Genomic DNA, 14252 nt, shown 5'->3' with positions numbered 1-14252 from the left:
ACATGTTTGAACGTCTCTTCCCCCGCAGAAAACCCGATCCAAAACCCCTGCCGCAACCGAATGCGCAACTGGCTCTTGGTGCGCTGCTTGTGCGCGTTGCCCTTGCAGACAAGAACTATCAGGCCTCCGAAGTCGGTCAAATCGACAAGATACTGGCCGCGACTTTTGACCTGAAACCACTGGAAGCCGCCAAGTTGCGCGCGACCTGCGAGGCCCTTGAACGTCATGCGCCGGGTACGCCGGAGTTCGCCCAAATTCTGCGCGATGAGGTCGCCTACAGCGACCGCAGGGCGCTCGCGGATGCCATGTGGTCCGTCGCCTTAGCCGATGGTGAACGCGACGAAGGCGAAGAACTGCAGCTACTGGCCATTGAAACAGCATTGGGGTTGACCGATGCCGATATCGTTGCTGCCCGCCAAAACGCACTAGAGCGAAAGTGATATTGGCAGCGGCACCAAATCCAACTATATCGCCGTCATGTTTGCAGATTTTCTAAGACGCTTGACCCAGCCGGACCCGACCGAGCTTCCCGATGAGGATGCCCGCCTTGCCCTCACTGCATTGTTGGTGCGCATTGCGCGCTCCGATAACGACTACAGCCTGCGTGAAAAGGAGCGTATCGACCTGATCAACGCACATCGCTATGGTCTGGGGCCAGGGGCGACCAGCGCTTTGCGCGCAGAGGCCGAGGCCCTGGAAGCGGAAGCCCCTGACACGGTGCGCTTCACCCGCGCGATCAAGGAAGCGGTGCCCTATGAGGACCGTCGTGCCGTTGTGCAGGCGCTTTGGCAGGTTGTTTTGGCCGATGGCACGCGTGCGCAGGAAGAAGACGCACTGGTGCGTATGGTGACCAACTTTCTTGGCGTCAGTGATCGCGATTCCGCCCTCGCAAGGCAGGCCATCGACGGCACTTCATGACGGCCAGCCTGCCGATGTACGACACGCCCACAACACGGGCGGCAAACGACAGGTTCTGGGCGTTGATCAGAGAAACGCTTGGTGAAGGCCCCGAGGCACTCGACCGCGCCTCAGATCCGCATGACACTTGGGAAAACCCAAATCTCATTCTGTCACAAACTTGCAGCCTCCCCTTCCGAAGCGTCTTGCATGACAAGGTGTCGCTGGTCGGCACGCCCGATTACGGTGTTCGCGGGTGCCCGCCTGGATATTACAAATCATATGTCGTGATCCGCGCGAACGACCCGCGCCGCACCCTGCAAGATTTCGCTGGCACCACCCTGGCGCGCAACGACGTACGCTCCCAGTCAGGATGGGCGGCCATCGAAGGGCATCTTGCAGAACAGGGTATCGGTTTCAGCTTTGCCGATAATGTGCTGGATACCGGCGGCCATTTTCTTTCTGCCCAAGCGGTCGCTGATGGGCGCGCCGATATTGCCGCACTGGATGCTGTGACCTGGTCGCTGATCAAACGCGAACATCCTTTGCCCCGGCGGTTGCGTGTCCTTCTGTCCACCCGCCCGACGCCGGGCCTCCCGTATATCACGTCGCTGGGAAGGGACGCAGATCACCTCTTCCCGATCATCAAGGCAGCGATTGATGCTCTTTCAGCGCGGGACAGAGCCAGGTTGCTTCTCAAAGGGATCGTCCGGATTCCTGCCTCTGAATACCTCGCGGAACCGTTGCCGCCTGCATAAATTCAACCCGAGGGCGTCAGATTCCGCGCTCTTTCCAAAAGGAATTGGTCTTTTGCAGCATTCCGCGTTGCAAAACATACAAAATTGACCCCTTATACCGCCTTGAATCAACAAAGAGATACGCGCCTTGAGCACTCAACCTCCGGTTATCGAGATCAAAAACCTGCACAAGGCTTACGGCCAGTTGGAAGTGCTAAAGGGTGTCAGCGTTACCGCGCTAAAAGGCCACGTGATTTCGCTTATCGGATCTTCGGGCTCCGGTAAATCCACATTGCTGCGGTGTTGCAATCTCCTTGAGGATAGCCAACAGGGTGAAATCCTTTTCAAAGGCGAACCGGTTGCCTGGCACGGCGACGGTCATAACCGGCGACCAGCCGACGCGGAGCAGGTCCTGCGCATCAGGACCAACCTCTCGATGGTCTTTCAGCAATTCAATCTTTGGGCGCATATGTCCATTCTGCAAAACGTGATGGAAGCCCCCCTCACCGTGCTGAAACGTGACCGCGCGGATGTCGAGAAAGCTGCGCGTGGCTATCTGGATAAAGTTGGTATCGGCGACAAGTGTGAAGTTTACCCCGCCCAATTGTCCGGCGGACAACAACAACGTGCCGCCATCGCCCGCGGTCTGTGCATGGAACCCGAGGCGCTTTTGTTCGACGAGCCCACCTCGGCGCTGGACCCGGAACTGGAGCAGGAAGTTGTCAAGGTTATCAAAGACCTGGCGGGCGAGGGTCGCACGATGATCATCGTGACGCACGATATGAAGCTGGCCGCTGATGTGTCCGACCACGTGGTCTTTCTGCATCAAGGCCTGATCGAAGAACAGGGCTCACCCGAGACGCTTTTCGGCGCGCCCAAATCAGAACGATTGCGGGGGTTCCTCTCGGCAACCCACGCAGCGTAAACCCAAAAATCAAAAACCAAATGGGAGTATCAAAAAATGAAATCCATTATCCTCACCACAGCAGCCTTTGCGCTGACCGCTGGTATGGCGATGGCCGACGGTCACGCCAAAACGATCCGCATGGGCACGGAGGGCGCCTACCCTCCCTATAACTTCATCAACGATGCCGGCGAGGTTGACGGCTTTGAGCGTGAATTGGGCGACGAGCTGTGCAAACGCGCGGAACTGACCTGCGAGTGGGTCACCAACGAGTGGGACAGCATCATCCCCAATCTCGTCTCCGGCAACTACGACGTGATCATCGCGGGCATGTCCGTGACCGATGAGCGCGACGAAGTTATTGATTTCTCAGAGCAATACACCCTGCCGGACCCTTCCGGGTATCTCGCGACCTCTGCTGACGCGGATGTAGACAACGGTGTCATCGCGGCGCAGGCCAATACAATTCAGGCCAGCCATATTGCAGCGTCTTCGGCAACGCTGGTGGAATTCGCGACACCCGAAGAAACGGTTGCCGCGGTCAAGAACGGCGAAGCGGACGCGGTGCTTGCCGACAAATCCTTCCTTCTGGAAATCGCAAACGCGGACGCCGATCTGATGATGCTCGAAAAAGACGTCATGATTGGCGGCGGCATCGGCTTGGGTATTCGTGAAAGCGACACGGAGCTGAAAGAGAAATTCAACGCCGCAATCATTTCCATGAAAGAAGATGGATCGCTAAACGAATTGATCGGCAAATGGTTGCCGGAACTCGCACAGTTCTGATGTGATCGTAGGGGCGGTCGCAAGCCGCCCCCATTAGCCCCGCGAGGCCATTATTTTTAGTTTTTGTACAGACCCAAGCGTCCTGACAGATTGGCGGTGGACAGCGTGTTACCTGACCACGGGCAAGCACATGGCGATCTATACGTCCGTCTTCACAGTGCTGCTGTTGCTTGCCATTACCGCGCCCGTCGCCCTGCTTTTTGGATTTGGTGGTGCCTCCGCTGCCCGATCTCACGTGGCACCGCTGCGCTGGTTTGGCAAAACTTACATTGCCATTGTGCGCGGTGTCCCTGACATCGCCTTCTTTTTGTTTTTTGTCATCGCGCTGGATCAGGCCATTGAATATCTGCGGCACAAAGCGCTTTGCCCGGACTGGTCCGAACCGATCCGGCAGGGCAATGATTTCGTCGTCTGTCAGGCAGCCAAGATGCCGCTGGGCAATGCCCCGCAATGGGTGCATGAGACCTACGGGTTTTCGCTGGCCGTCCTGACCTTTGCCATCGTTTTTGGCGCTTTTGCCGCCAACGTGCTGTTCGGGGCGATGCGGGCGGTCCCGCGTGCGCAACTGGAGACGGCGGAAGCCTACGGGATGACCCAACGCCAGACGTTCTGGCGCGTGCTGGTGCCCCAGATGTGGGTCTATGCCCTGCCCGGGCTGTCCAATCTCTGGATGGTTTTGATCAAAGCCACACCTTTGCTATTTCTTTTGGGTGTCGAAGACATCGTCTACTGGGCGCGAGAGCTTGGCGGCACCAAAACACCGCGCTTCACCGACTATCCCCATGGGGACTGGCGCATGTGGTATTTTCTGGCGCTGCTCGTCTTTTATCTGATCTTCACCCGCATCTCGGAAGTGGCTCTGGAAAAACTGATGGCACGGCTCACCCGGGGACAAGCGACCGCCGGTGGTGAAGCCCAGCGAAAGGCCGCCGCATGAGTTGCTGGCAAACCATTCAGGATTATGGACTGCGCTCCATCGGATATGGTGAGCGCCTACTCCCGCGCGAAGATTTCACCCTGTGTCAGCAATTCACCCTGATCGGGTCAGGGATGATCTGGAACATCTACTTCGGCGTTCTGGCGCTGTGTTTGGGATTTTTCTTCGCAACCGCACTGGCGATGGGCAAGGCGTCAAAACGCGCGCTTTTCCGAAAACCCGCGCAATGGTTCATCTTTATCTTCCGCGGCTCGCCGCTCTTTATCCAGTTTTTCTTTGGTTACTTCCTGTTTTTGAACCTGAAATCGGTCTATCCGATTTTTGACCCTTTCACCGCCGCCTGGCTGGGCGCGTTGATCGTTCTGTTTTTGAACACCGCCGCCTATTCCGCAGAAATCTTCTACGGTGCGCTTTTGTCGATCCCCAAAGGTGACACCGAAGCCGCAGATGCATACGGCATGTCCGGCTGGCCGCGTTTCAAACGGGTGATCTGGCCAACCATGCTGCGGCTCGCCTGGCCGGCCTACACCAACGAGGCCATTTTCCTGTTTCACGCCACAGCGCTGGTGTTTTTCTCCGGGTTTCCCGCGTGGCAACAACGGGGCGACGCGCTCTATTACGCGAATTATTTTGCCGACAAGACGTTCAACCCCTTCGTGCCCTACCCGATCCTTGCAGGCTATTTCATCTTGCTGACCCTCGTGGTGGTGGGCCTCTTCGGTCTGATCAACACACGGCTCAACCGGCATCTGCCGCAAAACATGCGGCGCAAAATGAGGTTGCGCCCGAACCTGATCCGGTAGTATCCATAATTTGATCAAATTATCCGTGGCGCTGGCCATGGGTCAGGCACACGCGCCTTTTTGCCAGCCCACCTGCTTGGTGAACTATGAAGAACTGGCTCCGCAAGAACCCTCAGGTCCGCACCATTCGTGTGGCCGCATCCGATCTGAATGGACAGGCACGCGGCAAGCGTATCCCGTCGCGGTTTGCGGATAAGGCCGTCGAAGACGGGACGCGTTTTCCCATGTCCGTGCTCAATCTGGACATCTGGGGCGAAGACATCGACGACAGCCCACTGGTGTTTGAAAGCGGCGACAGGGATGGCGTGCTCAAACCCACGGAACGCGGCTTTATGCCGATGCCCTGGCTTGACGCGCCCACAGCGCTGTTACCGATCTGGATGTTTCACGAAGACGGCCGCCCCTATGAGGGTGATCCGCGCCATGCCCTGCGTGCTGTGTTGGAGCGGTACAAGGCGCGCGGGCTGACCCCTGTTTGTGCAGTGGAATTGGAATTTTTCCTGATCGACGATTCCGGGCGCAATCTGCAGGTTCCCCCCTCGCCCCGTTCCGGAAAACGCCGCGTCGCCGGTGAAATCCTGTCGCTGCGCGCGCTCGATCAATTCGACACGTTTTTCACCGATCTCTATGATGCCTGTGAAGAAATGGACATTCCTGCGGATACGGCGATCTCCGAAGCGGGCCTTGGTCAGTTCGAGATCAACCTGATGCATTGCGATGATGCGCTGCGCGCCGCTGACGACGCCTGGCTCTTCAAAATGCTGGTCAAGGGCATGGCCCGCAAACATGGATTTGCGGCAAGCTTCATGGCCAAGCCTTATGAGGATTATTCTGGTTCCGGCCTGCACATGCATTTTTCGGTGATCGACGCGGAAGGCAACAACGTGTTCGATAACGGCGGCGAGGAAGGCACGGATATGCTGCGCCATGCGGTGGCGGGCTGTCTGAAGGCCATGCCCGGTTCTGCGCTGATTTTTGCCCCGCATGCCAATAGTTTTGACCGGATGGTGCCCGGCAGCCATGCGCCCACCGGAGTAAGCTGGGCCTATGAAAATCGCACATCCGCGATCCGCATCCCGTCGGGCAGCCCCGCCGCACGCCGGATCGAACACCGTGTGGCCGGGGGCGACGTGAACCCATATCTGATGCTGGCGGCAGTTCTGGGGGCTGCTATCAACGGGATCGAGGATGCGCAGGAGCCGCCGGAACCGATCACCGGTAACGCCTATGCGGCGGATTTGCCGCAGATACCCGGTGATTGGACATCCGCCATCGACGCCTTTGAAGCCAGCCCGGAGATTGCGCGGATTTTCCCGCGTGACCTGATCCGCAATCTTGTGCTGACCAAGCGGCAGGAGGTGCATTACATGCAGGAGCTTAGCCCGAGCGAACAGGTCACCATTTATCTGGACACGGTGTAGCCATGAAAATCGGCATTCTGATAACAGGCCATCCGCCCGATGAGCTGATGCAGGGCGGTACCTATGACCAGTATTTTGAACGTCTGCTGCAAGGCCACGGTTTCACCTTTCAGGGCTGGCCCGTTGTGGACGGCATCTTCCCGGACAGTGTGACGGATGCGGACGGTTGGCTGATTACCGGCTCGAAACACGGCGCTTATGAAGATCACGACTGGATACCGCCGCTGGAGGAATTCATTCGCGAGGCTTACGCCGCCAATCGCCCGATGATCGGCGTGTGTTTCGGCCATCAGATCATCGCGCAGGCCATGGGCGGGCGGGTTGAGAAGTTCTCGGGCGGATGGTCGATAGGGCGCACGGAATACCAGATGGATGGCAAATCCATTGCCATCAACGCCTGGCATCAGGATCAGGTTGTCGAAAAACCCGCAGCCGCCCAGACGATTGCGCACAGCGATTTTTGTGAACATGCAGGCCTGCTCTACGGCGATCGCATCTGGACGATCCAGCCGCATCCGGAATATGGCGCAGACTTTATCGACGGGCTGATCCAGACGCGCGGAAAAGGTCTCGTGCCGGACACCCTTCTGGCCAGTGCCACAGACCTCTTGGCGCACCCAACAGATAGCGATCTGGTCGCCCAAAAGATGGCGGCATTTTTCAAGAAAGAGAGGGCTTGATGGCCGATTGGACGCAAAACCTGCCCGCTGCCGCGCAGCTTTATCTTGAGGGGCGGCGGCTGGACGAAGTGGAATGCATCATCTCTGATCTGCCCGGCATTGCGCGTGGCAAGGCGGTGCCTGCGTCCAAATTCGCGCGGCAGGATTATTTCCATCTGCCCGACAGTATTTTCTACCAGACCATCACCGGCGACTGGGGCGAGGCCGCAGGCGAGGACGGCTTCATCGAAAAGGACATGATCCTCAAGCCGGATATGAGCACGGCCACCGCTGCGCCCTGGACCGGCGATTGGACATTGCAGGTCATCCATGACGCTTACGACCGCACCGATGTGCCGGTGCCGTTTAGCCCGCGCAATGTTTTGAAACGTGTGTGCCAGCTCTATCGCGACAAAGGATGGGAGCCTGTGGTGGCCCCTGAAATGGAATTCTTTCTGGTCGCGCGCAACCTTGACCCGGCGCATGACATCAAACCCATGATGGGCCGGTCCGGACGCCCTGCCGCGGCGCGTCAGGCCTATTCGATGACGGCGGTGGATGAATTTGGTCCCGTGATCGACGACATCTATGATTTTGCCGAAGCCCAGGGGTTCGAGATTGACGGCATCACACAGGAAGGCGGTGCCGGCCAGTTGGAGATCAACCTGCGCCATGGTGACCCGGTCAGGCTTGCAGACGAGGTTTTTTATTTCAAACGGCTGATCCGCGAAGCCGCCCTGCGCCACGACTGTTTTGCTACTTTCATGGCCAAGCCGATTGCTGACGAGCCCGGAAGTGCGATGCACATTCACCATTCAGTGCTCGACACCGAGACCGGCGCGAACATCTTTTCCGACGAGGATGCCGGTGAAACGGATGCATTTCAGCATTTCATTGCCGGGCTGCAAAACCACATGCCCGCCGCACTGGCTGTTATTGCACCTTACGTGAACAGCTATCGTCGATACGTCAAAGATCATGCGGCGCCCATTAACCTCGAATGGGGACGCGACAACCGCACCACCGGCATTCGCATTCCGCTTTCCGGCCCATCGGCCAGACGTGTAGAAAACCGTCTGGCAGGCATGGATTGCAACCCCTACCTCGGCATCGCGGCAAGTCTGGCCTGCGGATATCTGGGGCTGACAAAAGGTGAAAACCCGGCCGCCGAATTCAAGGGCGACGCTTATGACGGTGACGGTGATATCCCGCGTGTTCTGGGCTCGGCTCTGGATCTTTTCGAGCAGGCAACCGATTTGCACGAGGTGCTCGGGCCCGAATTCGCCCGCGTCTATTCCATTGTGAAACGCGCGGAATATGATGAGTTCCTGCAAGTCATTTCGCCCTGGGAGCGTGAGCATCTGTTGCTGAATGTGTAATCCCGGACGCTGCGGTATGTGACCCGAAAAGGCGTATTTGCAATGAACCTGCTCTTTGCCAATGACAAAACCGGGCACTATCCGCCCAGTTGGTATGCCGCCAGCACGCCGTCATTGCCGCCCTTTGACAGCCTGAAAGGCGAGATCACGGCAGATGTCTGCATTGTCGGCGCGGGCTATACCGGGCTGTCGGCGGCTTTGCATTTGGCGCAGGCGGGTCGGCGCGTTGTGGTGTTGGAGGCGCACCGTGTGGGCTTCGGCGCCTCGGGGCGCAACGGTGGCCAGTTGGGCAGCGGTCAGCGCGTCGACCAGCAAGCGCTTGAAACCATGGTTGGAAAAGAACCTGCACGCGCGCTCTGGGATCTCGGCGAAGATGCCAAAGCGCTTGTGAAATCGCTGATCGCGGAGCATGCGATCGACTGTCACCTGAAACCCGGCGTGGCCTGGACCGGTTCGACCAAGGCGGATGTGGCGCACCTGCACGACTATGCCGCCCATTTGCAGGATCACTATGGGTACGACCAGATAGAGACGTTGACCGCTGATGCGTGCCACGCGCTGTGCCCCTCCCCGGATTACAAAGGCGGCCTGCTCGATATGGGTGCAGCACATCTGCACCCCCTGGCCTATGCTTTGGGCCTTGCGCGCGCGGCAAAATCCGCGGGCGTCCAGATATTTGAACGCTCCTGCGTGCATCATCTGGATCACGGAACACCCGCCACATTGCGCACCGACGCAGGCCGGGTAGTGGCCGATCATGTGATCCTTGCCTGCAACGGTTATTTGTCTTCGCTGGCACCTTCCGTCTCCGCGCGCGTGATGCCCATCAACAATTTCATCGTGGCAACGGAACCTTTGGGCGCGCGTGCCAGCGAGGTTCTGACGCGTGATGTTGCCGTGGCCGACAGCCGATTTGTCGTCAATTACTTCAGGCTCTCGCATGACAAACGTCTGCTCTTTGGCGGCGGTGAAAGTTATGGCTATCGCTTCCCGTCGGACATCGCATCGGTGGTGCGCAAGCCGATGGGGATCGTTTTCCCGCACCTGAAGGACGTCAAAATCGACTATGCTTGGGGTGGCACCCTCGGCATCACGATGAAACGCTTTCCCTATCTGGCGCGGGTTGGTCCCAACGTTCTGTCCGCGTCAGGCTATTCAGGCCACGGCGTCGGCACCGCCACCCATGCCGGTCAGTTGATGGCCAGCGCCGTGATCGGCGAGACAGATGGCTTTGACACCATGGCCGCTATTCCCACACCCGCATTCCCCGGCGGTGGTGCTTTGCGCACGCCTCTGCTGGTGCTGGCCATGAGTTGGTACGCTCTGCGGGATCGGCTTGGTCTGTGAATTCTCGCTGTTACGAAAGATTTACTTGGATAGGCGCAGCCATTGATTTAGAATTTCCAAAACTCCCATTAAGGAAATTCAAATATGAACCTTCCGGACATGCACACTGCGGAACCCATTCCTGAATCCGCGCGCACAGAAATCGACCGCTTGCTGCAAACCGGTGATCTTTTTCGCTATACCGCCGCCTCAGATGCCCCGGTCTCGCTGCTCGAAGCGGAGTTCGCGCAAAGGATGGGCAGCAAATATGCTCTGGCGGTTTCGTCATGTTCCGCAGCTCTGTTTTTGTCGCTCAAAGCGCTTGATCTGCCACGCGCGGCACGTGTCCTGATCCCGGGGTTCACTTTCGCTGCGGTGCCCTCCTCTGTTGTGCACGCAGATTGCGTGCCGGTTCTTTGCGAAGTGAAGGACAACTACCGTATCGATCTGGACGATTTTTCGCAGAAACTGAAATCGGGGATTTCTGCTGTGATCATCAGCCATATGCGCGGGCACACGTCAGATATGGATGCGATCATGACCCTGTGCGATGCCGCCGATGTCCCCGTGATCGAAGACGCGGCCCATTCCCTCGGCACAATCTGGCGGGGCCGTATCATCGGCACGCTTGGAAAAATCGGGTGCTTTTCCTTTCAGTCCTACAAGATGATCAACGCAGGCGAAGGCGGCATTCTGATCACCGATGATGCGGATTTGGTCGCGCGTACAATCATCATGTCGGGCGCCTATGAGCATAACTGGAAAAAGCACCCGGTCCTGTTAGGAGCTTTCGCGCGCCACCAAAACAAACTGCCTCTCTATAATCTGCGTCTGAATAACCTGTCCGCAGCGCTTATTCGTCCGCAACTCGATGAGCTGCCGCGGCGTGTCCGGGATGGCAGGCGCAACCATGATTACGTGGCAGCCCGATTGAATCAGTCAAACTACATCGAGGTTCCAGACCCATTGGAGGGTGAAGAACGCGCGCCGGACAGCATCCAGTTCAATCTTGTGGATATTGACGATACTGCCATTGCCAAATTCGTGGAAGCGGCGGATGCCGCTGGCGTCAAGGTTCAAGTCTTTGGGCAAAGCACCGATAATGCGCGGGCGTTCTGGAACTGGCAATTCATCAAAGATTTGCCGGAATTGCCGCAAACGCGTGCGATGCTGATGCGGGCCTGTGACGTGCGATTGCCCGTGCGCTTGAAATGGCACGAGCTTGATGCTGTCACCGAGGTGCTTTTATCGTCGATCGATCGTGCGACAAAAATCCCGAAATCAGAAGTCGCGTAGACGCTATTTCAGCTTCGATAATTTGTCCTGTAGCTCGGCCAGCTGCTTTTTGATCGCATCGAGGTCTTCACCACTCTCGCCATCAGCCGCCGCACTCTCCTCTTCAGGTGCGCTCCAGCCAGCCGCATTGCCCAATCCACCGGTCATCGCTTTCATGAAGGCCTGCTGCTGCGCCTGCATCAGCTCGAACCCCGGCATCTTTGCCATGGGATTCATCGCATTCATCTTGTCCATCATCTGGGACTGGCCATCGCGCAGCATCTCAAAAGAAGCTTGCAGGAACTGCGGCACTACGCTGGCACCCGGTGTCATGTAGCTGCGCACCAGGTCGTTCAATACGTCCACTGGCAGAACATTTTCGCCACGGCTTTCGTGTTCCGCAATGATTTGAAGTAAGTACTGCCGTGTCAGATCATCACCGGATTTCAGATCGACAATCTGTACCTCCCGACCCTCGCGGATCAGGCTGGCGATGTCTTCCAGTGTCACGTAGTCGCTGGTTTCCGTGTTGTAGAGACGCCTGCTCGCATATCGCTTGATGAGCAATGGTTTGTCTTTGGTAGCCACACGAATTCTCCCTCATCCCGCGCTGCAGTGCAGCTTAGGACACAGTTTTCCAAAAAGAAAGGGCGGGCTTGAGGAAGCCCGCCCTTCTGGTTTGCGCTCATCAGGGAGGAATTGAGCGCGAAACTCAAATCGCCTTACTTGGCTGTTGCAGCTTTTTTGACAGCAGCAGTCGCTTCGGTTGTCGCTTTTTTGACAGCAGCAGTTGCGTCTTCGCTCATGTCTTTGCCAGCAGCCATCATCAGCTCAACTGTGTCCATTTGCGCTTTTTTCGCTACTTCTGCGAAAGCTGCCATGTGCTCAGCGGCTGTTTCGGAATATGCGGAAGCGAAATCGGTCATCGCTTTTGCATAGTCAACCGGCTCTTTTTTCGCTTTGGACATCTCGGCCAGTTTGGCCAGAGTTTCTTGTGTCCATTTGCTGGAGATCGCTGTGGATTTCTCAGCAGCTGTCAGCGCAACGCCGGACAGTTTTTCGTTCAGTGTCGCAGATGTTTTGAAAGCATCTTCAAAAGCAGCTGTGTCAACTGGGAATGCGCCCATGACGTCTTTGAATACGGCGGTCAGGTCAGGTGTCTTTGTCATTTCGAAAATCCTTTTGTCGCTTGCGGGAACATCCCGTCTTTCTGCGTCTGCAAAAGGATATAGATGCTGCAGCGCGGCATTTCAAGTGTTTTTTCTGCACTGCAGCATTATTTTTCCAGTGACTTAAAGTTGTTATTTTTCAGAGTGTTGCCTTCTTCGCAACATAGGTACCCGGTGCATCACAAAGCACTGGATGGCTCGAATCTCCCGGAATACGTGCGGGAATCATCTTGCCGGACCGCTTTTTCAACCATGTTTCCCACCGGGGCCACCAAGACCCTTCGGTGAAATCCGCATCCTCCAGCCAATCCGCATGATCTAGGCTCAGATCAGGATTGGTATAGTGTCCGTATTTGTTGCGCGTCGGTGGATTCACGATACCGGCGATATGTCCCGATTGCGTGACAATAAATGTCTTGTCCTTAGAGCCCATCTGCTGGACACCGCGATAGCTGTCTTTCCAGGCAGCTATGTGATCGGTCTCGCAGGCGATCGCACAAAGGGGAATTTCAATATCTGATAGCTTGAGTTTATGGCCCAGCAATTCGAACCCCCCTCGCGCAAGCTCATCGCGCTGACAAAGACCGCGCAAATATTGCTTCGACATCTTGCCCGGAAGGTTGGCGCCGTCGCCATTCCAATAGAGCAGATCGAAAGCGGGTGGCGTCTCCCCCATCATGTAGCTTTTGATCGCGGGCCCATAGATCAGATCGTTTGACCGCAGGAACGAAAACGTCCGCGCCATGATCACCGAGGGCAGAACCCCCTTGTCATCAATTTCCGCTTCGATCCCGTCGATGAAATCGTTGGTTAGGAAAGGTGCGAATTCCCCCTGATCCGAAAAATCTGTCAGCGCCGTGAAAAGCGTCGCCGATTTCACAGATTTGTCGCCGCGCTGTTTCATGAGCGAAAGGGTAAGCGACAATGTCGTGCCGGCGATGCAATAGCCGACGGCATTAACCTGCTTTTCGCCCGTGATCTGTTTGATCTCGTCGATGGCTCTCAAATAGCCGTCTTCGATGTAGTCCTCCATCCCGATATCCCGGTAGGTCGGGTCCGGGTTCACCCAGGAGACCATGAAGACGGTGTACCCCTGATCTGCGAGCCATTTCACCAGACTGTTCTGCGCCTTGAGATCGAGAATGTAGTATTTGTTGATCCAGGGCGGAAAGATCACCAAGGGCGTCTTGTGAACTTCTTCGGTGCTGGGCGCGTACTGGATAAGCTCCATCATGCGGTTGCGGAAAACCACCTTGCCGGGTGTCGTCGCGATGTTGCGACCCAACTCAAAGGCGGATTCGTCGGCCAGTTTCACGACCAACTCGCCCTTGTTGGCCTCCAGATCATTGATCAGGTTCTCCAACCCCTGAACAAGGCTTTGGCCTTCAGTCTCAATCGCTTTTTCCAATGCATCCGGGTTGGTCGCCAGGAAATTCGTCGGCGACATCATGTCAACGATCTGACGGGAGAAATAGGTCAGGCGGTTTTTTTCAGCCGGATCAAGTTCCGTCACATCATCGACGGCAGTCTGCAGGGCTTCCGCATTAATAAGATATTGCTTCTTGATATAGTTGAAATAGGGGTGCGTGTCCCAAAGAGGGTTGGCAAAGCGGCGATCCTTCGGGCCCGGGTCTTCAGGCGCGCTGAGATTACCCTTGGACAATTCTTGCTGCGCTTGCACAAACTGCTTCATCGTATCGGACCAATAGGACATCTGGTGCTCAAAAACCTTGGCCGGATTATTCACCACCTCCGTCCAATAGGCTTGCGCCGCACGTCCGAACAACTCCTGATTCGGTCCATCCAGGGCCGCGTTATGTGTTTGACGATGGGTCAAAACCCGCTGCAAACGTGCCGACAGTTCCTCAACTTTTTTGAGATTTTCCGTCATTCTTTCCAGCGTCTCGCCGGAAGGGATCACGTCACCGTCAGAATGTGTTGTCATGTTAACCTTTCCCT

The 14252-nt window shown here is 56.8% G+C and carries 15 protein-coding genes; 12 read left to right on the top strand and 3 right to left on the bottom strand.

The annotated features are described in order from the left end of the window. The first annotated feature begins 2 nt into the window (after positions 1–2). The 12 genes from ACOTTU_RS16305 to ACOTTU_RS16250 all read left to right on the top strand — a co-directional run bounded on the left by ACOTTU_RS16305 (position 3) and on the right by ACOTTU_RS16250 (position 11145). On the top strand, positions 3–440 hold the full coding sequence (locus ACOTTU_RS16305; RefSeq protein ID WP_298915188.1) for a TerB family tellurite resistance protein: 438 nt from the start codon (positions 3–5) through the stop codon (positions 438–440). Positions 441–477: 37 nt separating this feature from the next. Beyond that, a complete protein-coding gene (locus ACOTTU_RS16300) occupies positions 478–918 on the top strand; it encodes a TerB family tellurite resistance protein (protein WP_298915186.1) in 441 nt (146 codons plus the stop codon). Next, positions 915–1655: a phosphate/phosphite/phosphonate ABC transporter substrate-binding protein gene (locus ACOTTU_RS16295; RefSeq protein WP_425659576.1), complete on the top strand. Its 741-nt coding sequence runs from the start codon at positions 915–917 to the stop codon at positions 1653–1655. The genes ACOTTU_RS16300 and ACOTTU_RS16295 overlap by 4 nt, the downstream gene beginning before the upstream one ends. Positions 1656–1782: 127 nt before the next feature. Continuing rightward, positions 1783–2559 carry an ABC transporter ATP-binding protein gene (locus ACOTTU_RS16290; protein ID WP_425659574.1) on the top strand — a complete coding sequence of 259 codons (777 nt, stop codon included), beginning with the start codon at positions 1783–1785 and terminating at the stop codon, positions 2557–2559. Positions 2560–2595: 36 nt separating this feature from the next. Continuing rightward, positions 2596–3324, top strand: a complete 729-nt coding sequence (locus ACOTTU_RS16285; RefSeq protein WP_298915178.1) for a transporter substrate-binding domain-containing protein — start codon at positions 2596–2598, stop codon at positions 3322–3324. 52 nt (positions 3325–3376) lie between these two features. Next, positions 3377–4261: an ABC transporter permease gene (locus ACOTTU_RS16280; protein ID WP_425659860.1), complete on the top strand. Its 885-nt coding sequence runs from the start codon at positions 3377–3379 to the stop codon at positions 4259–4261. Then, a complete protein-coding gene (locus tag ACOTTU_RS16275; RefSeq protein WP_425659572.1) occupies positions 4258–5064 on the top strand; it encodes an ABC transporter permease in 807 nt (268 codons plus the stop codon). Before ACOTTU_RS16280 ends, ACOTTU_RS16275 begins: the two co-directional genes overlap by 4 nt. Before the next feature lie 86 nt (positions 5065–5150). After that, positions 5151–6485, top strand: a complete 1335-nt coding sequence (locus ACOTTU_RS16270; RefSeq protein WP_425659570.1) for a glutamine synthetase family protein — start codon at positions 5151–5153, stop codon at positions 6483–6485. 2 nt (positions 6486–6487) lie between these two features. Beyond that, positions 6488–7165: a type 1 glutamine amidotransferase gene (locus ACOTTU_RS16265; protein ID WP_425659569.1), complete on the top strand. Its 678-nt coding sequence runs from the start codon at positions 6488–6490 to the stop codon at positions 7163–7165. Beyond that, positions 7165–8523 (top strand): glutamine synthetase family protein, encoded by a 1359-nt coding sequence (locus ACOTTU_RS16260; protein WP_425659568.1) that lies wholly within the window; start codon positions 7165–7167, stop codon positions 8521–8523. The genes ACOTTU_RS16265 and ACOTTU_RS16260 overlap by 1 nt, the downstream gene beginning before the upstream one ends. Positions 8524–8565: 42 nt before the next feature. Continuing rightward, a complete protein-coding gene (locus ACOTTU_RS16255; protein ID WP_425659566.1) occupies positions 8566–9870 on the top strand; it encodes an NAD(P)/FAD-dependent oxidoreductase in 1305 nt (434 codons plus the stop codon). An 84-nt stretch (positions 9871–9954) separates the two neighbouring features. Beyond that, entirely contained in the window at positions 9955–11145 is a 1191-nt protein-coding gene (locus tag ACOTTU_RS16250) for a DegT/DnrJ/EryC1/StrS family aminotransferase (RefSeq protein WP_425659565.1), read from the top strand. A 3-nt stretch (positions 11146–11148) separates the two neighbouring features. On the opposite strand, the gene phaR is transcribed toward ACOTTU_RS16250, so the two are convergent. From phaR to ACOTTU_RS16235, 3 genes are all read right to left on the bottom strand, one after another. After that, positions 11149–11712 carry a polyhydroxyalkanoate synthesis repressor PhaR gene (gene phaR / locus ACOTTU_RS16245; RefSeq protein WP_298915161.1) on the bottom strand — a complete coding sequence of 188 codons (564 nt, stop codon included), beginning with the start codon at positions 11710–11712 and terminating at the stop codon, positions 11149–11151. Between the two features lie 134 nt (positions 11713–11846). Beyond that, positions 11847–12293 carry a phasin family protein gene (locus ACOTTU_RS16240; RefSeq protein ID WP_219506643.1) on the bottom strand — a complete coding sequence of 149 codons (447 nt, stop codon included), beginning with the start codon at positions 12291–12293 and terminating at the stop codon, positions 11847–11849. A gap of 139 nt (positions 12294–12432) precedes the next feature. Further along, a complete protein-coding gene (locus ACOTTU_RS16235) occupies positions 12433–14238 on the bottom strand; it encodes a PHA/PHB synthase family protein (RefSeq protein WP_425659563.1) in 1806 nt (601 codons plus the stop codon). Positions 14239–14252: the final 14 nt, after the last annotated feature.

This window comes from Roseobacter sp. EG26, from assembly GCF_049830555.1.
Classification (GTDB): Bacteria; Pseudomonadota; Alphaproteobacteria; order Rhodobacterales; family Rhodobacteraceae; genus Roseobacter.
Note: the sequence above shows the minus strand (reverse complement) of the source record. Positions and strands in the feature narration are given on the sequence as shown.